This is a genomic window from Nocardia sp. NPDC050406 (assembly GCF_044459025.1).
In the GTDB taxonomy this organism is placed as follows: domain Bacteria; phylum Actinomycetota; class Actinomycetes; order Mycobacteriales; family Mycobacteriaceae; genus Nocardia.
Map to the genome: position 1 here is coordinate 2,063,082 of NZ_JBITIM010000002.1, position 21,321 is coordinate 2,084,402.

Genomic DNA, 21,321 nt, shown 5'->3' on the forward strand with positions numbered 1-21,321 from the left:
CTACATTTCGAAACGGCGGGCGACGGCCGGATGTCGCGTAACCGAACTGTGGAGGACCTGTGTCTGTTCGATTTTTCCGCGGGCGTGCCCTGCGGGCCGCATGCGCACTCGCTGGCGGCGCTCTGGTGCTGACCGCGTGTACCAGCAACGAGGAGAGCTCCGCCCCCGAAGTGTCCAAGGTCGAGGGCATCACCAAGGTGGACTCCATCGCCTCGCAGTTGCCCGCCGATGTCAGCGGCTCCGGCAAGCTCATCGTCGGCGTGAACATCCCCTACGCCCCCAACGAGTTCAAGGATTCCTCGGGCAAGATCGTCGGCTTCGACGTGGACCTGATGGACGCGGTCGCCCAGGTGCTCGGCGTGAAGGCCGAATACCAGGAGGCCGACTTCGAGAAGATCATCCCCAGCATCGAGGCCGGAACCTTCAACCTCGGCATGTCCTCGTTCACCGACAACAAGGAACGCGAGCAGACCGCCGACTTCGTCACCTACTTCAACGCGGGCAGCCAGTGGGCCCAGCAGGTGGGCAAGGGCATCGACCCGGACAATGCCTGCGGTAAGCGAGTCGCGGTGCAGCGCACCACGGTTCAGGACACCGAGGAGATCCCCGAGCGCAGCGCCAAGTGCCTCGCCGAGGGCAAGCCGGAGATCGTGAAGGTCGCCTACGACGAGCAGAGCGCCGCCGCCACCGCGCTGGTGCAGGGCTCGGTGGACGCCATGTCCGCCGACTCGCCGGTCACCGCGTACGCCATCAAGGAAGCCAACAAGGACGGCAAGGTGCTCGAACCCGCCGGTGCCATCTTCGATTCCGCGCCGTACGGCTGGCCGGTGAAGAAGGGCTCCCCGCTGGCCCCGGTGCTCCAGCAGGCCATGCAGTACCTGATCGACAACGGCCAGTACCGCAAGATCGCCGAGAACTGGGGTGTCCAGGACGGTGTGATCACCAAGTCGGTCATCAACGGAGCACAGGGCTGATCGATCACCATGTCGGATAGTTCGAAGAGCCCGGAGCCGTCCGCCGCCACCGCGGCGGCGGCTTCGGCCGATACCGAGCCGGAGCCCATCAAGGCCATCCCTTTGCGGCGTCCGGGCCGGTGGATCGCCGCGGCGATCATCCTGGTGCTGCTGGGGCTGTTCCTGTGGGGCGCGAAGACCAACCCCGCCTACCACTGGGACACCTATACGAAGTACCTGCTGGACAAGCGAATTGCCCAAGGCGCGCTGACCACGCTGGAACTGACCGTCCTCGCCATGCTGCTCGGTGTGCTGCTGGGCGTGGTGCTGGCGGTCATGCGCCTGTCGCCCAACCCGGTGTTGCGCTCGGTGGCCTGGGTGTACCTGTGGATCTTCCGCGGTACCCCGGTCTACGTGCAGCTGGTGTTCTGGGGCTTGTTCCCCTCGCTGTACAAGACCATCACCGTCGGTGTGCCGTTCGGTCCGTCGTTCGCGGATTTCAATGTGCAGGACTGGCGCGCCCCGTTCGTGTTCGCGGTGATCGGCCTGGGTCTCAACGAGGCCGCCTACATGGCCGAAATCGTCCGTGCCGGAGTGAATTCGGTAGGCGAGGGCCAGCGCGAGGCGTCGACGGCCCTGGGCATGTCGTGGTCGCAGACCATGCGCCGCACCGTACTGCCGCAGGCCATGCGGGTGATCATTCCGCCCACCGGCAACGAGCTGATCTCCATGCTGAAAACCACGTCACTGGTGACCGCGCTGCCGCTCACCACCGACCTGTACGGCCGGGCGCGCGATATCTACAGCGTGAACTTCCAGCCGGTGCCGCTGCTGCTGGTGGCGGCCACCTGGTATCTGGCGGTGACCAGCATTCTCATGGTGGGCCAGTTCTATCTGGAGCGCTACTACTCGCGCGGTTCGTCGCGGCAGTTGACCGGAAAGCAATTGCGGGCGTTGGCATCCGTGCGCGTCGCGGGGGAGGAAGGGCATTGAGCGGCGAGAGCGCGCGCGCCGACAAGGTCGCGGCACCGATGGTGCTGGCCGACCGGGTGTGCAAGAACTTCGGCGGCCTACAGGTGCTCAAGGGCATCACCCTGGAGGTGAAGCGCGGTGAGGTGTTGTGCCTCATCGGCCCCTCCGGCTCCGGTAAGTCCACCTTCCTGCGCTGCATCAACCATCTCGAACAGGTGAATGCCGGACGCCTCTACGTGGACGGCGAACTCGTCGGCTACCAGGAGAAGAACGGCAAGCTCTACGAGCTGCACCCGCGCGAGGCGGCCCGCCAGCGCCGCGATATCGGCATGGTGTTCCAGCACTTCAACCTGTTCCCGCACCGCACGGCGCTGGAGAACATCATCGAAGCGCCGACCCAGGTGAAGAAGCTGCCCAAGGCCAAGGCGGTGGCCCGGGCTCGCGAACTGCTGGACCGAGTCGGCTTGGCGGACAAGGCCGATTCCTATCCGGCGCAGCTCTCCGGCGGCCAGCAGCAACGCGTGGCCATTGCCCGCGCCCTCGCCATGGACCCCAAGCTCATGCTCTTCGACGAGCCCACCTCGGCGCTCGACCCGGAGCTGGTCGGCGAGGTCCTCGGCGTCATGCGCGAACTGGCCGCCGACGGTATGACCATGCTGGTCGTCACCCACGAAATGGGTTTCGCCCGTGAGGTCGCCGACCAGCTGGTGTTCATGGACGGCGGTGTCGTCGTGGAGGCGGGCGTTCCGTTCGACGTGCTGTCGAACCCGCAGCACGAACGCACCAAGGCGTTCCTGTCGCGAATCCTGTGAGCACATAGCGCTTTACGCGTGACCGCCCCGCTCCGAGTCTTCGGAGCGGGGCGGAAACGTCTGTGGCCGGGTCAATCCCGCAGGAACTCCAGCACGCGATCGACCTGGCCGACGACGGCGTGGCCCATATCGGGCAGTACGTGCGCGGTGCCGTGTGGGATCCGATCACGAACGCGCCGTGCGGTTTCGGCGGAGTCGAACATGACATCGCGGTCGCCGACCAGTACGAGCACCGGCATGGGCAGGCTGGCGAGCTGTTGGTCGGTGAAGACCGGCAGGCGCTCCGTGCGGGGCTTGAAGTGGGTGAAGGTCGCGACGACATCGTCGAGGACCGGGGCCAGCTCGGGTGCGCTCAAACCCGTGACGAGGCTGGCGTTTCGGCGCAGATCGTGGCGGCCGAGCAGCCGGGGGAGGACGGCTTTCAGCATCCAGCCGTAGCGTTGGCGGCCGATACCGCCGGGGCACAGCAGCGCCAGCCGCGAGACCCGGTCGGGGCGGCGAATGGCGTAATCCAGTGCGGTCCAACCGCCCAGCGACATGCCGACCATGGCCGTGGACGTCATGCCCAGTCCCGCGAGAACATCGTCGAGCCAGAGCGCCACGGCCTCGGAGTCGAGCGCGGGCCGCGACGGCGCGCTCAGGCCGGGCTCGCCGACCATATCGACGGCGTAGGCGCGGAAATGCCTTGCGATCGTGGTGATATCGCCGCGCCAGGCGGTGGCATTGGAGCCCGAGCCGTGCAACAGCACCAGCGGCGGCGCGTCGCGCGGGCCGCAGGCGATGACCACGGTCTCCCCCTCGCGGGTGGGGATGCGCAGCTCCTCGGCCGGAATCGGCCAGGCGCGCAAGTGCTCTCGATACCGGCGCTGAATCTCGCGCGCACCGGCCTCGGTCTTGTAGATGGCGCTCATGACGCGAGCACTCCTTCCATGTAGTCGAGCAGGCGGGCCGTGGCGGCGAGTCCGCCGATGACGATCACCTTCAAACGCCCGCGCTCGGGGCTGTAGACGGTCTCCACCCGCAGTGGCTCGTCGTCGGGACCGGTGCGGCCGCTGGAGGCGCCGAGCAGCAGGGAACTCAGCCGCCCGAAGGTCTCCGGGCTGATGGCGTCGATCTCGACAATGCTCGAGACCTCGGTGTGCCGTTGCCGCGCCGCCGTCTCGCGCGGCGTCTCCGGTACGGGCCGTCCGGTAAAGGTCGCCAGATCGTCGTGCGCGATGCGGTACTGCTTGCCGATCCGGACGGCGGGCAGCTTGCCGTCGCGCACGTAACCGCGCACGGTCCGCACGTGCAGACCGAGGCGGTCGGCGACTTCTTCCACCGAATAGAGGCGTTCGCTCATGCAAACTACCCTATCAATCCCTATTGGGAGACTGATAGGGAAGTTTAGGTAACAGTGCTCACTGCTTCGAAGCTGTAGCGCGATCCTTCCGTACGCCCAGGGCGATGCGCAGCTGACCCAAGAGCACCTTCGCCGCGGGGCTGCCAGGGCGGTCCGCCCGCCATGCCAGCAGCAATTGCCCGCGCAGTCGCGGTGCCAGGGGAAGGACGCGCACCCCCATCGCCGCCGCGTCGTCGGGCGGCAACTCCGGAATGACAGCGACCCCCAGTCCTCGCGCGGCGAGGTCGATGAGCAGCGGGGGAGCGGCCGCCTCGAACGCGATATCGGGTGTGAGACCCGCTGCGGCGCAGGCCCGTTCGAACATTCCGCGCAGCCCGGTCCCAGGGGTCAGGCAGATGAGCGGATACCGACACAACTCGTCCAGGCCGATCTCCGCCCCGAACCGCTCGTCGTCCCTGGCGACCGCCGCGACAATGCCGGTGTCGAGCACCGTCTCGGTCTCCACCCCGGGATCGAGGTCCGCGCCGGTCCGCCCGATCATGGCGATATCCAATTCGCCGCGCCCCAGCGCCGCGATCATCCGGTCGGAGGTGTCCTCGGTGAGGCTGATCCGCACCTGCGGATGATCCTGGTGGAAGGCGGCGAGGACGCCCGCGACATCGAGGGCCTCCCCGGCCGCACCCGAGATCAGCCCGACCCGCACCTGCCCACGCAGCAGGCCGGTGAACTCGTCGACGGTATGGGTGATCCGCTCGGTCGCCTCCAATGCCGCCCGAGCGAACGGCAGTACGGCCGCACCCACCGGGGTCAGTGTCACCGAGCGTCCCGAGCGGTCCAGAAGCTGTTGTCCCAGTTCGCGTTCCAGCTGCCGAATCTGCGCGCTCAACCCGGGCTGAGCCAGATGCAGGCGGGCCGCCGCGCGCGTGAAATTCGCCTCCTCCACCACCGTGACGAAGTAGCGCAGTTGCCGCAGTTCCATAACTGTTGATTCTAGCTACGAGCAGAAGTATCTGTTGGAGTTATGGTCAGCGCCTCGGCAGAGTGAAGGACATGACGAAGACGACCATCACCGAACTGCCCGCCACCACCGGCCCGGTCTTCCGACCGGGAGACCCCGGCTACGACGCCGAGATCGCCGGTTTCCAAACCGCTTACACCCACCGCCCCGCCCTCGTGGTCGGCGCCCTGCACGCCGAGGATGTGCGCAGCGCCGTGGAGTACGCCGCGCGCCACGGCCTTCCGGTCGCCATCCAGGCCACCGGCCACGGCCTGTCGGTCGCCAACGACGGCGGCCTGCTCATCAGCACTCGCCGCATGACCGATATCCGCGTCGACGCAGCCGCCCGCACCGCCCGTATCGCCGCCGGTGTGCGCGCCGCGGCGCTCATCGAGGCCGCCGCCGCGCACGGCCTGGCGCCGCTCAACGGCTCCTCGCTCTCGGTGGGCATGGTCGGCTACACCCTCGGCGGCGGCATCGGCATTCTCGCCCGCGAATTCGGTTACGCCGCAGACCATGTGCGCGCCGTGGAGCTGGTCACCGCCGACGGCCGCCTGCGCCGCCTGGAGCCCGGCGACGAACTCTTCGCCGCGGTCCTGGGCACCGGCGGAAACTTCGGGGTCGTCACCGCCCTGGAGCTCGAATTGGTGCCCGTCACAACGGTGTACGGCGGCCAGCTCATGTTCGACACCCGCCTGGTCGCACCGGCCTTGGAGGCGTGGCGGCAGTGGACGGCCGAAGTGCCCGAGCAGCTGACCTCGGCCATCACCATGCTCAGCATTCCGAATATCCCGCAGGTTCCGGAGTTCCTGCGCGGCCGCTACACCGCCACCATCAACATCGCCTACACCGGCGACGCGGCCGAGGGCGAGCGCCTGGTGGCCCCGCTGCGCGCCGTCGGCGACCGGCTCGCCGACGATCTGCGCACCATGCGCTACACCGAATCCCATGGCATCTACCGGGATCCAGACGATCCGCACCCCTACACCGCCACCAATGCCCTGCTCGCCGAGCTGCCCGCCGTGGCGACCGACGCCTTCCTCGAGGTCACCGGACCGAGCTCGGGCAGTCCCGTGGTGGCCGGGCTCCGGCACCTGGGCGGCGCGCTGCGCCGCCGCGGCCCGGCCGGAATCGCCGTGGACCACCGCGACGCCGAATACGTCGCCCGGGTGATCGCCATGCCCGATGCCGAGCCGGTCCAACAGCGCCTCGACGAGGTCCGAAACGCTCTGGCCCCGTGGACGATCGGCCATCACCTGAACTTCCTCTACGGTGGCGGCGCGACGGCCGACGAGGCGCAGACCCGCCTCGGATACGACCCGGCGACCTACGACCGGCTGACCGCGCTGAAGGCGAACCACGACGCGCACAACCTGTTTCGGTCGAACCGCAACATCCCCCCGGCCATGACCGCGAAGTAACCAGCTCGTGACAACTTTTCCGTCATACGGCCATCAATCCGGGCACGATTCTTCGCAAATGCAATATATCGGCAATTACTCGTCGGTACTGTCCCCGCCATACCGAAAGTTCACCGTCGTCGGATCGGTCTTGTGATCCGGGACCGGACGTCGGCGGGTTTCGAGATGAGGGATCGAGATGAGAGATTCGGCGAGGCAAGTGAAGCCGCGGCCGGGTGTGTCGAGAAGTATTGCGGCACTGGGTATGACGGCGCTGGCCGTGCTCACCGCAGCGGGCTGCGGCTCGGGCCGGACCGGGGGCGGCGGGGATGGGGGGATCGTGGTCGGGACCACCGACAAGATCTTCTCCCTGGACCCCGCCGCCGCGTACGACAACGGGTCGCTACTGCCGGAGACCCAGGCGTACCAGTTCCTGTTGAATCTGCCGCCGGGCGAGACCAAGCCCAAGCCGGACGCGGCCGAGAAGTGCGAGTTCACCAGCCCCACGGTGTACACCTGCACGCTGCGTGAGGGTTTGAAGTTCGCCAATGGCAATCCGCTGACCTCCGCCAGCGTGAAGTTCTCCTTCGACCGCATGGTGGGGATCAACGATCCGAACGGACCCGCCTCGCTGCTGGGCAATCTGGAGAAGACCGAGGCCAAGGACCCGCGCACGGTCGTGTTCACGCTGAAGGGGGCCAACGACCAGACCTTCCCGGCGGTCCTGACCACCCAGGCCGGACCGATCGTGGACGAGAAGGTCTTCCCCGCCGACAAGGTGATGGACGACAACGAGATCGTGGCCGCCAAGCCCTTCTCGGGCCCGTACACCATCGTGAGTTACGACAAGAACAAGCTGGTCGAGTACAAGGCGAATCCGGACTACAACGGTGCGCTGGGCACGCCCAAGACCGACTCCATCTCCACCCGGTACTACGCCACCACCGAGAACATGAAACTCGATGTCCAGAACGGGGATATCGATGTGGCCTGGCGCAGCCTCACCCCGACCGACGTCGAATCCCTGCGCAAGAGCGACAATGTGAGCGTCCTCGAGGGACCCGGCGGCGAGCTGCGCTACTTCGTGTTCAACATGAACACCATGCCGGGCGCCGATCCGGCGCAGAAGCTGGCCATCCGCAAGGCCATCGCCTCCTCGGTCGACCGTGAGGCCCTCGCCACCAATGTCTACAAGGACACCTATACGCCCGCGTATTCGTCCGTGCCGCAAGGCTTCCCGGGTGCGACCGAACCGTTCAAGGACATCTACGGGGCCAAGCCCAACAAGGAGGCGGCGGCCAAGTTCCTCAGGGATGCCGGTGTCGCCGCGCCCGTCGAGCTGAACCTGCAGTACAACTCCGATCACTACGGCGGCAGCAGCTCCGAGGAGTACGCCGCCATCAAGACCCAGCTCGAATCGACCGGGCTGTTCCGCGTCAACCTGCAATCCACCGAATGGGTTGCCTACCAACGGGAACGGGCGCGCGACGCGTACCCGCTCTACCAGATGGGCTGGTTCCCGGACTTCTCCGATCCGGACAACTACCTGACCCCGTTCTTCGCGCCGAACAACTTCTTGCAGAACCACTTCGAGAATCCGGCCATCACCGCTCAGCTGACCGCCGAATCCACCGAGCCCAACGAGGACAAGCGGTTGGCGATCATCCGGCAGGTGCAGACGGATCTGGCCCGCGATCACATCTCCATCCTGCCGCTGTTGGCCGGTAAGCAGATCGCGGTGGCGGGTAAGGACATCACGGGCTTGCAGGAGACGCTCGACCCGTCCTTCCGATTCCGGTTCGGCGTACTGAGCAGGTGACCTCCGTCGCCAAGGTGGGGGAGCCGGAGTCCGCGGCTCCCCCACCGCGAACAAGGCGGCGCGGCAGCGGATCTCGACACAGCGTTCTCCTGCGCTATCTCGGTGTCCGAGCTCTGCTGATCGTGCCCACCGCATGGATTCTGGTCACCGTCGTCTTCTTTCTCATGCGGGTGATCGGCGATCCGATCACCGCGGCGCTGGGCGGTCGGCTGCCCGCCGACCAGATCGAGGCCCGCAAGGAGGCGGCCGGGCTGAACCGGCCGATTCTGGCCCAGTACTGGGACTACCTGTCCGGGCTGGCGACCGGGGATTTCGGCCACACCCAAGACAATCGGGCCGTCACCGAGGTGGTCACCACCTACGGCGCGGCCACCGTGGAGCTGGTGTTCTGGTCGCTGCTGGTCGCCTTCGCCGTCGGTGTTCCCCTCGGCAGATACGCTGCCACACACCGAGATTCGGCGGCCGACGTGGGCCTGCGCCTCGGCGCGATCCTGGCCTACGCCGCCCCGGTGTTCTTCGTGGGGCTGGTGCTCAAGCTCATCTTCGCGGTGCAGCTGGGCTGGCTGCCGGTGGCCGGACGGGCCAGTGCCAAGGTCGAACTCGACCTCATGCACGTCACGCCCAAGACCAACATCCTGTTCATCGATGCCATCCTCTACGGCGATATGGGCAATCTCGTCGATGTGCTGGAACACGCCGTGCTGCCAGCGATCGCGCTCGGACTGCTCACCGGCGGCGTCTTCCTGCGGCTCATCCGGATCAATCTGATCCAGACCCTGCGCAGCGACTATGTGGACGCGGCGCGGGCTCGCGGGCTGTCGGGGCGCGCGGTCACCGGGCGGCACGCCTTCCGCAATGCCCTCATACCGGTGGTCACCGTCATGGGCATGCAGATCGCCATGATGCTCGGCGGTGTGGTGCTGACCGAGAAGACCTTCGAATGGAAGGGGCTGGGCTACCAGTTCGCCGAATACCTCTCCGGCCGTGACTTCATCGCGGTGCAGGGGATCGTGGCCTTCATCGCGCTGCTGGTGGCGGTGATGAGCTTCTTCATCGATCTCATCGTCGCCCTGGTCGATCCGAGAGTGAGGTTCTGATGACCGCTCCCGAATTGGTCACCGAGCAGGCCGGGGTCGCGGTGGTGCCGCCCCGGCGCGGCGTGCCGGGGCTCAAGCTGATCAAGATGACGCACGGCCTGCAGCGGGTCACCCTGCTGTTCGGGCTGGGGCTGGTCGCGGTCTTCGTCGTCATCGCGGCGCTCGCGCCGTGGATCGCGCCCTACGGCTTCGCCGACCAGTCCGCCGACGGCGTGAATTTCGTTGCCCAGCAACCACCCTCGGCGGAGCACTGGTTCGGCACCTCGGTGCGCAGCGAGGACGTGTTCTCCCGGGTGGTCTACGGCGCGCGGACCGCCATCGCCGTCATCTCCATCTCGCTGGTGCTGTCACTGGTCGTCGGCGTACCGCTGGGGTTGGTGTCCGGATACATCGGACGCTGGCTGGACCGAGTGCTGGTGTTGTTCATGGACGCCATGTACGCCTTCCCGGCGCTGCTGCTGGCCATTGTGGTCTCGGCCATGGTGGCGGGCGGACAGGCCAGCGGTTCGGGCGGCATCCTGTCGGCCGCCATCGCCATCACGGTCATCTTCGTGCCGCAGTACTTCCGCGTGGTGCGCAATGCCACGGTGGCGGTGAAGACCGAACCCTATGTCGACGCCGCGCGGGTGACCGGCGCGTCCACGGTGCGAATCCTGTTCCGCCACATCCTCGCCAATGTCACGCAATCGCTGCCGGTGATCATCACGCTCAATGGCGCGGAGGCCATCCTCACCCTCGCCGGTCTGGGCTTCCTCGGCTTCGGTATCGAACCGACCCAGGCCGCCGAATGGGGCTACGACCTGAACAAGGCGGTCACCAACGATGTCTCCAACGGCATCTGGTGGACGGGCATCGTGCCCGGCGTGGCCATCATGCTCATCGTGCTCGGTATGACCTTGGCGGGGGAGAGCCTCAACGAGGTCATGAATCCGCTGCTGCGCACCCGCCGCACGGTGGGCGCGGCCACCTCGGTGGAGAAGGCCGCCGTCGCACGGGAGGTGGGCGATGTCTGAACCCGAAGCGGCACTGTCGATTCAATCGCTGTCGGTCACCTTCGCGACCGATGCCGGGGCGGTGCCCGCCGTCAAAGAGGTGTCCTACCAAGTGTTCCCGGGCGAGGTGCTGGCCGTGGTCGGCGAATCCGGCTCCGGGAAGTCGGTGAGCTCGCGCACCGCCATGGGTCTGCTGCCCGCCTCCGCGCGGGTCCGCGGCCTGGTCACCCTGGGCGGCAAGGACATCACCGCCATGAGTGAACGGCAGCTGACCGCGCTGCGCGGCGGGGCCATCTCCATGGTGTTCCAGGAACCCGGCGCGGCCCTGGATCCGCTGTTCACCGCGGGCTTCCAGATCATGGAAGTGCTTCGGGCACACAGTGATATGAGCAAGAAGGAGGCCAAGGCGCGGGCGGTGGAGCTGCTGCGGCTGGTCGGGCTGCCCGATCCGGAGCACCGGGTGGACTACTACCCGCATCAGCTCTCCGGCGGGCAGAAGCAGCGCGTCATGATCGCCATCGCCATCGCGTGCGAACCCAAGGTGATCATCGCCGACGAGCCGACCACCGCCCTCGATGTGACCGTGCAGGCCGAAATCCTGGAACTGCTCCGGGATCTGCGCACGCGGCTCGGCAGCGCCATCGTGCTCATCACCCACAATATGGGCGTGGTCGCCGACCTCGCCGATCGCGTGGTGGTCATGCGCGAGGGACGCGTGGTGGAGCAGGCCACCGTCGACGACCTGTTCGCGAATCCGCAACACGAGTACACGCGCGCGCTGCTGGCGGCGGTACCGCATCTCGGCGGCAGCCGGGTAGCGCTGCCGTCCGCGCCACCGTGCGGGCCGTTCGGCGCGGTCGACGAGTCCGAGGAGTCGAAGAAGCCTTCGGCGACAACGGTTTCCACGCCAGCGCCGGTGCCGCCAGCCCCGACCCCGGCGACCTCCGCCGGGCCGGTGCTGGCGGTGACCGATCTGATCGTCGAGTTCCCCGGCTCGTTCGGGCGACCCGCGTTCCGCGCCGTCGACCGGGTGACGCTCAGTATCGACAGTGGTGAAACCCTGGGCCTGGTCGGCGAATCCGGTTCCGGGAAGTCCACCATCGGGCGCTGTGTGGCGGCTTTGCAGAAGCCGTCCTCGGGGTCGGTGCGCATGCTCGGGCAAGAGCTGGCGGGCCTGTCGGAGAAGCGGCTGCGGCCCATGCGCCGCCGCCTCGGCTTCGTGTTCCAGGACCCGGCGACATCATTGAACCCGCGCATGACGGTGGGCGACTGTGTCGCGGAACCGCTCATCGTGCACGGTGCGGCCAAGGGCGAGCAGCTGCGCGCCCGCGTGCGCGGCCTCCTCGACGATGTGCAGCTTCCGGCGGGCACCGAACACCGCTACCCGCACGAACTCTCGGGCGGGCAGCGCCAACGCGCCAGTCTCGCACGGGCACTCGTGCTCAATCCGGATCTGCTGGTGGCCGACGAACCCACCAGCGCACTGGATGTCTCGGTACAGGCGAAGGTGCTGGAACTGTTCGCGCAGCTGCAATCCGAATGCGGTTGGGCGTGCCTGTTCATCAGCCACGACCTCGCCGTGGTCGACCAACTGGCCGACCGCATAGCGGTATTGCGCAATGGGGCGGTGGTCGAGCAGGGCACGCGCGACGAGATCCTGCGTCACCCGACCCAGGAGTACACCCAGCGGCTCGTGGCGGCGGTTCCGGTGCCCGACCCGGTCGAACAGCGCCGCCGTCGCGCGGCCACGGCGGAGTTGTTCGCCACCGATCACAGCGGCTGAGCTTCCCCGCACGCGCGAACCAAGGGCGGCGTCCTCTCATCCAGAGGGGACGCCGCCCTTCTCGTGTGGGCTGCGATCCAGTTGGCAGCCCCGTCGCCGTGCGCTATCGTAGTGATATCACTTCGATATTGGGAGGGCGCAATGGAGCTTCGTCCGGCGTTTCGGATGAACGGGTTTCTCATGCTGTTGGTGCTGTTCGCGACCATGGTCGCGGCAACGCTGGTGGTGATCGCGGCCATCGGGTCGGCGTCCGACGGGGGCGGGGTCGGGCCGGTGGTGGTCGCCATCGTCGCCGGAATCATCGGGCTGGCGGCGCTGCTGGGGCTGAGCGGCCTGGTGGTCGTGAACCCCAACGAGGCTCGCGTCATCCAGTTCTTCGGCCGCTACATCGGCTCGGTCAGCGAACCGGGCTTCTTCTGGACCGTGCCGATCACCGACCGGCGGCGAATCTCGTTGCGGGTGCGCAACTTCGAGACCCAGAAGCTGAAGGTCAACGACGCCGACGGCAATCCGGTCGAGATCGCGGCCGTGGTGGTCTACAAGGCCGTCGACAGCTTCAAGGCCGCCTTCGCCGTCGACGACTACGAGCAGTACGTGGAGACCCAGTCCGAGGCCGCCGTGCGACACCTCGCCACCATCCACCCCTACGACGCGCACGACGACTCCCGCACCAGCCTGCGCGACGGCACCGAGATCGCCGAGGAGCTCACCTCGGAGCTGCGCGAGCGCACCCTCATGGCCGGAATCGAGGTCCTCGAGGCGCGCATCACCCACCTCGCCTACGCGCCGGAGATCGCCCAGGCCATGCTGGTTCGCCAACAGGCCAACCAGGTGGTCGCCGCCCGCACGCGCATTGTCGAGGGCGCGGTGGGTATGGTCGGCCTGGCCCTGGAGCGCCTCGCCGCGGAGGGCATGGTCGAACTCGATGAGGAGCGCAAAGCCGCCATGGTGTCGAATCTGCTGGTCGTCCTGTGCGGCGACCGACCGACGCAGCCCGTCGTCAACGCTGGCACGCTGTACAACTGACCATGGCCCAGGGCAAGCGCGAACCGAAGAAGGTGCTGCTGCGCCTCGACCCGGCCGTCCACGAAGCCGTCGCCAAGTGGGCCGCCGACGACCTCCGCAGCATCAACGCCCAAATCGAGTACGCCCTGCGCCTGGCACTCAAACAGGCAGGGCGAGAACCCAAATAGCGCGAACGCCCCCACCCGGTGGGGGCGTTCGTTCGCGAGGGGGAACTCATGGCGGCGGTCTCCCGGCAGGTGCCGCCGTCAGTTCCCCCTGATCTCGATCGGCCGGTACGGTGTCCGGCGTGCCGATCTCGTTCGATACCAGTGGACTACAGCAGCAGGACGCGAACCGGTGGGTGAATCCCGCCACCCGTGACATGGTGAGCGTGCAGTACTTCGATCTCGCGCCGGATCTGCCCGCGGCGCTGGAGGATCTGGATACGCTGCGGCAGCGGTTGGCCCAGCATCGGGCCGATACCGGTTGTCTCATCGAGGCTTTCGTCGTCGGGGTGGACGGGCAGCCCGCGCTGCTGCGGATGGAGAAGATGCCGCTGCCCGATCAGCCGACCGGACTGATCTTCGCGGCCTCGCTCGTCGTGCCCAAACAACAGTGCAGCGCCACGCTGACCCTGCTGTGCCCCGAAGCCGGGCCGACCGGAATGCGCGAAGCCATGCTGGCGGCGCAGATCGGATTCCAGAACATGTACCCGCCGCACCCGTACGCTCCGGGGTTGCAGGGCAAGCTGCCCTACAACGCCGCCGACGACATCCGATGGGACGCACAGTTTCCCGAACATCCGCTCACCCGCGCCCGGCAGTGGATCGCCCGCACCGTCCCCGGAATGCGGCTGGATCCGGGCTTCGCCGCGCTGCCGCCCTTCCGGGGTTAGCTCACGCCGACTCCGGCCGCGCCGCGCCCAGGGCCTGTTCCAGCAGCGAATTCCGGTTCGCCACCTGGCATTTGGTGAGAATCGCCCGCACGTGGTCGGTCACCGTGTGGTCGCACAGCCCCAATTCCGTTGCCATGTGCCGGGTGTCGCGCCCGGCCGCGAGCAGCGACAGCACCTCGGATTCGCGGGCGGTGAGCGCGTGCGAGCGGGCGAACAGATCCAGGCGCTCGGCCGCGGTGCAGGGCTCGATCGAGACCGCGATATCGGTGCCGCGGCGACCCGCCTCGACGGTTACCCAGCGATTGCCGCCCACCTGGATGCGCGCCCGCGGCGGACCGATCGGCACCTTGTGTTCGGCGGCGATGAGCGCCGCGCCGACGTTGTAGACCGAATTCGGAATCGGCGGCATGGGCTGATCGGGCGGATTCAATCGCAACAGCGCCGCCGCGGCCGTCGTCTGCGTGCGCACCCGCAGATCCGCGTCGAGAATCACCACCGCCGGACCGCTCGGTGGGACCTGTCCGTCCGAAGCGCCGAAGGTCCGCGCCACCGCCTGTCGCAGCCCCATGGCCACCGGTCTGCTCAGCGCCGTCAGCGTGGCCAGCTCCGCGGAGGTGAACGGCGGCCAGGAGGTGCGCAGCAATTCGAGGAAACCCCAGCAGCCGTAGCGATCCCCGAAAGCGACAGTGGCCGTATCGGTTACGCGCAGGCCACGCTGGCACTCGCGCCACAGCAGCGACCGTTCCGGCGCGCCCCGGGTCGCCTCGAGCAGCGAGTGCGCCCGGCCGCCGAGCAGGCCGTCCCAGCGATTGACGGTGGTCAGATACCAATTGCGAATGAAATCGGGCAGTCCGGGCCACGCCAACCCGGGCACCTGCGCCATCGGCGAGGTCGCCACCCGCGTCACCGGATCGGTGAGCATGAAGACGTGCCCCTCGAACGGGAAGGCGCGGCGCAGGTCGGCGAGCACCGACGCACGCAACTGCTTGGCGGTGCTCCCGCCACTGATGTGTCGCTCGACCCGATCGGCCAGCTCGCGTGGGCTCGGCACGCGGCCCAGTCTAGGAAGATCTCCGGGATCGACAACACCGGACGCGATTTCCCGAGCTCATCGGACGGGCTTCTCGGTGACGAAAATGGCCGTACCGGGGAAGATCTCACCGCGCAACGGACTCCACTGCCCCCACTCCCGATCCAGCCACTCCGGCCAGTCGGGCTCGATCACATCGCACAGCACCAGGCCCGCGCCCACGATCTCGCGCACCCGATCGCCCATGGTGCGGTGATGCTCCACGTAGGTCGGCTCGCCGTCCGCGTCCACCTCTATATAAGGAGTGCGGTCGAAGTAGGGGATGGCCGCGCGCAGACCCTCCGGCCCGGGATCGTCGGGAAAGATCCACCGCATCGGGTGGTTCACCGAGAACACCCAGCGCCCGCCCGGCCGCAGCACCCGCGCCACCTCGCGCATCACCTGCGCGGAATCGGCCACGAACGGCACCGCGCCGAACGCCGAACACGCCAGGTCGAAGGATGCGTCGGCGAAGGGCAGCTGCTCCGCGCCCGCCTGCACGAGCGGAACCCGCGGGCCGCCCGCCGCCATGGCCGCCTGTCCACGCTCCAGCATGCGGCGCGAGAGGTCCAGCCCCACCGGATGCGCGCCGTGCGCGGCGAGCCACCGCGAACAGGGGGCCGAACCACAGCCGATCTCGAGGACCCGCTTACCGGCGATATCGCCGAGCAGCCGCCAGTCGCCCTCGTGCAGACCCTCCGGACACCACACGAACTCACCCTCGGGCGAGTCCACACCGAGGAAGTCGGCATGGGTGTCGTGGTACTGGATGGCGTCGGCGTCCCACCACTTGCGGCTGGCGCGCTGACTGTCCGCCGAGCCGATCTTGACCCGGGCCACTCCCACCGTGCCGAGCAGGGCATTGGCCTCGGCATGGCGTGCGTCGTCGGGGAGGGTGGAGTGATCTTCGGACATGGCATCACCCTATCGACCCGCGAAGGTCCACCCGTGTTTGCTTGGTGCAACTGACGTCGCGTACGCTGTTTTCCGCGAGTGTCTTCTGTGTCCAGATCCGCTGTTCTAGACCCAGGGACTTGGATATTGCAGACATTCGTGCTGTGAGACCGCATGCTTTGAGTGCAGCGTTGTGCTCCGCCGCAGCGATGTGCTGGTGCATGGCCAACGTTAGTTCCATCGCTGTGTGTTCGTCGCAGCAATACCGAAAGTCCACATGTCCACTACCGACCACAATCCGTCCGGAGCCTCCCAACACATGCCCACCACCGTGACCTCGCCGCAGGTAGCCGTCAACGACATCGGCACCGCCGAGGACTTCCTCGCCGCTATCGACAAGACGATCAAGTACTTCAACGACGGCGATATCGTCGAAGGCACCATCGTCAAGGTCGACCGCGACGAGGTCCTTCTCGACATCGGTTACAAGACCGAAGGCGTCATCCCCTCCCGCGAACTTTCCATCAAGCACGATGTCGACCCGGCCGAGGTCGTTTCCGTGGGCGATGAGGTCGAGGCCCTTGTTCTCACCAAGGAGGACAAGGAAGGCCGCCTGATCCTGTCGAAGAAGCGGGCTCAGTACGAGCGCGCGTGGGGCACCATCGAGGAGCTCAAGGAGCGCGACGAGGCCGTCAAGGGCACCGTCATCGAGGTCGTCAAGGGTGGTCTCATCCTCGACATCGGCCTGCGCGGCTTCCTCCCCGCCTCGCTCGTCGAGATGCGTCGCGTCCGCGACCTCCAGCCGTACGTCGGCAAGGAGATCGAGGCCAAGATCATCGAGCTGGACAAGAACCGCAACAACGTGGTTCTGTCGCGTCGCGCCTGGCTGGAGCAGACCCAGTCCGAGGTGCGCAGCGAGTTCCTGCACCAGCTGCAGAAGGGCCAGGTCCGCAAGGGCGTCGTGTCCTCCATCGTCAACTTCGGTGCCTTCGTGGACCTGGGTGGCGTCGACGGTCTGGTGCACGTCTCCGAGCTGTCCTGGAAGCACATCGATCACCCGTCCGAGGTCGTCGAGGTCGGCAACGAGGTCACCGTCGAGGTGCTCGACGTCGATCTGGACCGCGAGCGTGTCTCCCTGTCGCTCAAGGCGACCCAGGAAGATCCGTGGCGTCAGTTCGCCCGCACCCACGCCATCGGCCAGATCGTGCCGGGCAAGGTCACCAAGCTGGTTCCGTTCGGTGCGTTCGTGCGCGTCGAAGAGGGCATCGAGGGCCTGGTGCACATCTCCGAGCTGGCCGAGCGCCACGTCGAGGTCCCGGACCAGGTCGTGGCCGTCGGTGACGACGCCATGGTCAAGGTCATCGACATCGACCTGGAGCGTCGCCGGATCTCGCTGTCGCTGAAGCAGGCCAACGAGGATTACTCCGCCGAGTTCGATCCGTCGAAGTACGGCATGGCCGACAGCTACGACGACCAGGGCAACTACATCTTCCCCGAGGGCTTCGATCCCGAGACCAACGAATGGCTCGAGGGCTTCGAGAAGCAGCGTGAAGAGTGGGAAGGCCGGTACGCCGAGGCCGAGCGTCGCCACAAGATGCACACCGCTCAGATGGAGAAGATGGCCGCCGACGCCGCCGCCGAGGCTGCCAACGGTGGATCGTCCAACTACTCCTCCGAGAGCGGCGCCCAGGCGCAGGCCTCGACCAACGAGCCCGCCGGTGGCTCGCTGGCGAGCGATGCGCAGCTGGCCGCGCTCCGCGAGAAGCTGTCGGGCAACGCCTGATTCGTCCACGCCTCGCGGCGTGAACTGAGCTGAGATGTCCCCCGGGTCCTGATGGACTCGGGGGACATCGGCGTTTCGGGGGCAGCGGGGGCGTACCGTGCACCTATGGCTGATGTCGCGAAGTCTGTGGAAGAGTTCTTCGACGGGTCCGACGAGGCGATCGCCATTGCCGAGGCGGTGTGCACGGCGATCGACGACCTCGGGTCGGCCGATATGCGAATTACCAAGAGTCAGGTCGGATTTCGACGCAAGCGGGCCTTCGCGCAGCTGTGGAAACCCGGGCAGTACGTCAAGTCCGAGGTGCCGGTCGTGCTCACCCTCGAGTTGCCGCACGAACTGAAGTCCAAGCGGTTCAAAGAGGTCGCGCACCCCGCCGACGGGCACTGGACCCACCATCTCGAACTCAGCGATCCCGGTGCGGTGGACGACCAGGTGCGGTCCTGGCTGAGCGAGGCGTACGACGCGGCCGGGTGAGGCGGCACCGGTATTCTCGAAGACGATATGTCCCAGTCCACCGTGGAGACTCCCGCCTCGCTGTGGGAGCAGCGCAAGATCGAGGCGATGAGCCGGATTCAGCGGGTCGCGCTGGACCTGTTCGGCGAGCACGGCTATCGCGAGGTCACCGTCGAGAAGGTGGCCGCGGCGGCGGGGGTGTCACCGAGTTCGATCTACCGCTACTTCGGGACCAAGGAGATGTTGGTCCTCTACGACGAGGCCGACCCGCAGGTGCTCGAGGTATTGCGGGACGCGGGCGGGGGCGAGCGACTCGGATTCACCGAACTGCTCGCCCTGGCCCGGCCGCTGATTCCGGTGCTGACCCCGGTGATCATTACCGAGGAGCTCGAGCGGCGCACCCGCCAGCGCATGGAGTACGTGCTCACCATTCCCGAGGTCCGCGACCGGCAACTGCGGCAGATGCGGGACCTCGAAGACCAGTTCCGGCTGCTGTTCGCCGAACGCAGTGGGCGCGACGCCAACGACCTGACGATTCGCATGGCCGCCGCCACCGGTATCTGGAGCTGTGTGGCGGCGCTGAACCATTGGGCGGGAACGGGATTCGAGCGCCCCCTGGTGGAGGTCTACTCCGAGGCGTTGGAATCGGTGGTGGACGCGCTCGAAGCCATCGTGGGCTGAGACCGCTGTGCGGGCTGAGACCGCTTGCCGCGCTGGGGCAGTCGTGGCAGCCACCAGTTCCAGCGGCCGAACAGCTGCATGAACGCCGGAACCAGAACCAGCCGCACGATGACCGCGTCGATCGCAACGGCCACCGCCAGCGCGAAGCCGATCTGCTTCAGCTCCAACACATCCGCGGTCACGAAGGCCGCGAAGACCGCGACCATGATGGCGGCCGCCGCGGTGATCGGCCGGGCGGTGCGCTGCAAGCCCTCGGCGACCGCCGCGGCATTGTCCGGATGGCGATCCCACGCCTCCTTCATGCGCCGGACCAGGAATACCTCGTAATCCATGGACAGGCCGAAGAGGACGGCGAAGACCAGCATGGGCAGATACACCTGGAGGAAGCCGGTGCTGTGGAAACGCAGCACCGATTCGCCGTAGCCGTACTGGAAGACGGCGACCGTGATACCCAGTGCCGCACCGGTCGCCAACAGATTCAGCACGATCGCCTTGACCGCCAACACGATACTGCGGAACGCGAAGACCAGGAATGCCAGCGACACCGCCAGCACCAGCGCGATCACCCACGGGAAGCGGTCGGTAATGCGTTGGGAGACATCGGCGAAGGAGGCTGGCACACCACCCACCGACACCTCGGCGGACTCGACCGCGGCCGCGTCGGCTCGGATATCGGTGGTCAGCTCCGAGACCGCGGTGGAGTCGAAGGAATCCCTGGGCACCACCATGGCCAGCATCCGGCCATCGGCCTGCTGCGGCAGCACCGACGCGATGCGCGGATCGCCGGACAGCTCGGCGGCGAAGCGATTGGCCTCGACGAAACCCTTGCCGGACAAGGCCGTATCGTCCGCACCGGCCACCACCACCTGGATGGGGGAGAGCAGCCCCGGCCCGAATTCCCGCTGTATCAACTGGGTCGCCTGCCCGGAGGGGCGATCGGCCAGCGAGTTCAACCCCATGTCTATGCCGTACTTGATGCCGCTGATCGGCGCGGCCGCCACCGCCAGGACGGCAACACCCAACGCGCCGAACAGGATCGGTCGGCCCATGACGGTGCGGGCCCAGCGCGTCCACCCGGTGGAGACGGGGGTCGTCCGCGTCTCGGCCGGGCGCAACCGCGCGGGCAGCGCGCCTCGATTGATGGCCGGGCCGAGCGCCGCGAGCACCGCGGGCAGCAGTGTGAACGCCGCGCTCAACGTGGCGATCACGGCGGTCACCACGCCGATGGCAATGCCATTGAGCATCGGCAGGCCGACCACGGCCAGGGAGCACAACGAGATCATGACGATCAGGCCGGAAGCCAGGATGGTGCGGCCCGTGGTGTCCAGCGCGGTGCCCACCGCGTCGCGAATGTCCTTGCGCGCCCGGCGATCCCGGACCCCGCGTCGCGTGAGCTCCTCGTTGAACCGGCTCACGATGAACATGGCGTAGTCGATGGCGGTGCCGGTGCCGATCATGGTGGCCACCGAGAGCACCAGGGAATCGAAGGCGAACCAGGCCGTCAGCCCGAACAGCACACCGACCGCCAGGGCGATACCCGCCGCGGTGACCGCGATGGGGATGGTCGCGGCGACCACCGCGCCCAGCGCCAGAATCAGCACCAGCGCCGCGATCGGCAGGCCGAAGCTCTCGGCGCGCGTCATATCGCCGGTCTCCATGGCCATGAGATCACCCTCGATCGGCGCGTAGCCGGTGAGCGCGGCCGACACGCCGCTCTCGGCCACCGGCGCGAGCGCGGACTGGAGCCGGGCGGCGACATCCACGCGCGCGGACATATCGCCGTCGATACCGACGATGCCGAAGGCGGTGTGCCCATCGGCCGAGATCTGTCGCGCCGCATCGCCTTCGAACGGTCCGACCGCCCCCGCGACACCCTCGACGGTGCGGGCCGTACCCACCGCGCGGTCCACGGCCGCGCGGAATTCGGGGGTGTCGGCGGTATAGCGCTCGGAGTGGAAGACGATCAGGTCCTGCTCCGTGCCGAACTGCGAGAAGTGTTCGGCCGCAAGACGTTCGACGCGCGCCGACTCGGATTCGGGCACGCTGTAATCGGGTGCGCCGAGCCGCTCGTGCAGGGCCGGGTAGGCCGCCGCGCACACGGCCACCAGCAGCAGCCACACGGCGATGACCACGCGGTGGTGGCGTGCCATGAGCACACCCCACCGGCCGAGCAGGCCGAGCCGATCGGGCGCTTGCCGCCGCTCGGCCCGGTCGGGTGTCGCCAGTTGTGTCATGTCCCCTCCGAATCCAGCTACCTGAAAGTCACTTTCAGGTTTCGGCCAGCCTAGGACGCGCCGGAGATACCTGCAAGTGACTGTCAGAAAATCCACGGTGGGTTGGTCGAAACGTTGGTCGCACGTCCAGCGAATGGACA

20 protein-coding genes are annotated in these 21,321 nt (G+C 67.4%); 14 read left to right on the top strand and 6 right to left on the bottom strand.

Features of this window, described 5'->3' with window-relative positions:
* Positions 1-59: 59 nt before the first annotated feature.
* Genes ACIBH2_RS22840 through ACIBH2_RS22850 form a run of 3 tightly spaced genes read left to right on the top strand, consistent with a single transcriptional unit; the run spans position 60 to position 2,737 of the window.
* Complete coding sequence (locus tag ACIBH2_RS22840) at positions 60-974, top strand: ABC transporter substrate-binding protein (RefSeq protein ID WP_397120460.1); 915 nt, start codon at positions 60-62, stop codon at positions 972-974.
* Between the two features lie 9 nt (positions 975-983).
* Positions 984-1,946 carry an amino acid ABC transporter permease gene (locus tag ACIBH2_RS22845; protein ID WP_397120462.1) on the top strand — a complete coding sequence of 321 codons (963 nt, stop codon included), beginning with the start codon at positions 984-986 and terminating at the stop codon, positions 1,944-1,946.
* 38 nt (positions 1,947-1,984) lie between these two features.
* Positions 1,985-2,737 carry an amino acid ABC transporter ATP-binding protein gene (locus tag ACIBH2_RS22850; RefSeq protein WP_397120991.1) on the top strand — a complete coding sequence of 251 codons (753 nt, stop codon included), beginning with the start codon at positions 1,985-1,987 and terminating at the stop codon, positions 2,735-2,737.
* Positions 2,738-2,808: 71 nt separating this feature from the next.
* Here the strand turns inward: ACIBH2_RS22850 and ACIBH2_RS22855 are convergent, their stop codons facing one another.
* Genes ACIBH2_RS22855 through ACIBH2_RS22865 form a run of 3 tightly spaced genes read right to left on the bottom strand, consistent with a single transcriptional unit; the run spans position 2,809 to position 5,058 of the window.
* Entirely contained in the window at positions 2,809-3,648 is an 840-nt protein-coding gene (locus ACIBH2_RS22855; RefSeq protein WP_397120464.1) for an alpha/beta fold hydrolase, read from the bottom strand.
* Positions 3,645-4,079 carry a helix-turn-helix domain-containing protein gene (locus ACIBH2_RS22860; RefSeq protein ID WP_397120466.1) on the bottom strand — a complete coding sequence of 145 codons (435 nt, stop codon included), beginning with the start codon at positions 4,077-4,079 and terminating at the stop codon, positions 3,645-3,647. Before ACIBH2_RS22860 ends, ACIBH2_RS22855 begins: the two co-directional genes overlap by 4 nt.
* A 58-nt stretch (positions 4,080-4,137) precedes the next feature.
* Positions 4,138-5,058: a LysR family transcriptional regulator gene (locus ACIBH2_RS22865; protein ID WP_397120468.1), complete on the bottom strand. Its 921-nt coding sequence runs from the start codon at positions 5,056-5,058 to the stop codon at positions 4,138-4,140.
* Positions 5,059-5,129: 71 nt separating this feature from the next.
* Between ACIBH2_RS22865 and ACIBH2_RS22870 the strand changes: the two genes are divergently transcribed.
* From ACIBH2_RS22870 to ACIBH2_RS22905, 8 genes are all read left to right on the top strand, one after another.
* On the top strand, positions 5,130-6,497 hold the full coding sequence (locus ACIBH2_RS22870) for an FAD-binding oxidoreductase (RefSeq protein ID WP_397120470.1): 1,368 nt from the start codon (positions 5,130-5,132) through the stop codon (positions 6,495-6,497).
* A gap of 244 nt (positions 6,498-6,741) precedes the next feature.
* Positions 6,742-8,295, top strand: coding sequence for an ABC transporter substrate-binding protein (locus ACIBH2_RS22875; RefSeq protein WP_397120993.1), 1,554 nt, complete (start codon positions 6,742-6,744; stop codon positions 8,293-8,295).
* A gap of 14 nt (positions 8,296-8,309) precedes the next feature.
* Positions 8,310-9,392 carry an ABC transporter permease gene (locus ACIBH2_RS22880; protein ID WP_397120995.1) on the top strand — a complete coding sequence of 361 codons (1,083 nt, stop codon included), beginning with the start codon at positions 8,310-8,312 and terminating at the stop codon, positions 9,390-9,392.
* Entirely contained in the window at positions 9,392-10,405 is a 1,014-nt protein-coding gene (locus tag ACIBH2_RS22885) for an ABC transporter permease (protein WP_397120472.1), read from the top strand. The genes ACIBH2_RS22880 and ACIBH2_RS22885 overlap by 1 nt, the downstream gene beginning before the upstream one ends.
* Complete coding sequence (locus ACIBH2_RS22890) at positions 10,398-12,167, top strand: ABC transporter ATP-binding protein (protein ID WP_397120474.1); 1,770 nt, start codon at positions 10,398-10,400, stop codon at positions 12,165-12,167. Before ACIBH2_RS22885 ends, ACIBH2_RS22890 begins: the two co-directional genes overlap by 8 nt.
* 141 nt (positions 12,168-12,308) lie before the next feature.
* Positions 12,309-13,193, top strand: a complete 885-nt coding sequence (locus ACIBH2_RS22895; protein ID WP_397120476.1) for an SPFH domain-containing protein — start codon at positions 12,309-12,311, stop codon at positions 13,191-13,193.
* Between the two features lie 2 nt (positions 13,194-13,195).
* The gene (locus ACIBH2_RS22900; protein WP_397120478.1) at positions 13,196-13,360 is read left to right on the top strand and encodes a hypothetical protein; all 165 of its coding nucleotides are present in this window, start codon (positions 13,196-13,198) and stop codon (positions 13,358-13,360) included.
* A 119-nt stretch (positions 13,361-13,479) separates the two neighbouring features.
* Positions 13,480-14,067 (top strand): hypothetical protein, encoded by a 588-nt coding sequence (locus ACIBH2_RS22905; RefSeq protein WP_397120480.1) that lies wholly within the window; start codon positions 13,480-13,482, stop codon positions 14,065-14,067.
* Between the two features lies 1 nt (position 14,068).
* Here ACIBH2_RS22905 and ACIBH2_RS22910 read toward each other — a convergent pair whose 3' ends face one another.
* Positions 14,069-15,118: a response regulator transcription factor gene (locus ACIBH2_RS22910; RefSeq protein ID WP_397120482.1), complete on the bottom strand. Its 1,050-nt coding sequence runs from the start codon at positions 15,116-15,118 to the stop codon at positions 14,069-14,071.
* Positions 15,119-15,175: 57 nt separating this feature from the next.
* Positions 15,176-16,051: a methyltransferase domain-containing protein gene (locus tag ACIBH2_RS22915; protein ID WP_397120484.1), complete on the bottom strand. Its 876-nt coding sequence runs from the start codon at positions 16,049-16,051 to the stop codon at positions 15,176-15,178.
* Positions 16,052-16,349: 298 nt separating this feature from the next.
* On the opposite strand from ACIBH2_RS22915, the gene rpsA reads away from it, so the two are divergent.
* The 3 genes from rpsA (at position 16,350) to ACIBH2_RS22930 (ending at position 18,947) form a co-directional block, all read left to right on the top strand.
* Positions 16,350-17,813, top strand: coding sequence for a 30S ribosomal protein S1 (gene rpsA, locus ACIBH2_RS22920; RefSeq protein WP_397120997.1), 1,464 nt, complete (start codon positions 16,350-16,352; stop codon positions 17,811-17,813).
* Positions 17,814-17,918: 105 nt separating this feature from the next.
* Positions 17,919-18,287 carry a DUF5655 domain-containing protein gene (locus ACIBH2_RS22925; protein WP_397120486.1) on the top strand — a complete coding sequence of 123 codons (369 nt, stop codon included), beginning with the start codon at positions 17,919-17,921 and terminating at the stop codon, positions 18,285-18,287.
* A 27-nt stretch (positions 18,288-18,314) separates the two neighbouring features.
* On the top strand, positions 18,315-18,947 hold the full coding sequence (locus ACIBH2_RS22930; RefSeq protein ID WP_397120488.1) for a TetR/AcrR family transcriptional regulator: 633 nt from the start codon (positions 18,315-18,317) through the stop codon (positions 18,945-18,947).
* On the opposite strand, the gene ACIBH2_RS22935 is transcribed toward ACIBH2_RS22930, so the two are convergent.
* Positions 18,893-21,181, bottom strand: coding sequence for an MMPL family transporter (locus ACIBH2_RS22935; protein WP_397120490.1), 2,289 nt, complete (start codon positions 21,179-21,181; stop codon positions 18,893-18,895). The two genes, ACIBH2_RS22930 and ACIBH2_RS22935, sit on opposite strands and share 55 nt — an antisense overlap.
* Positions 21,182-21,321: the final 140 nt, after the last annotated feature.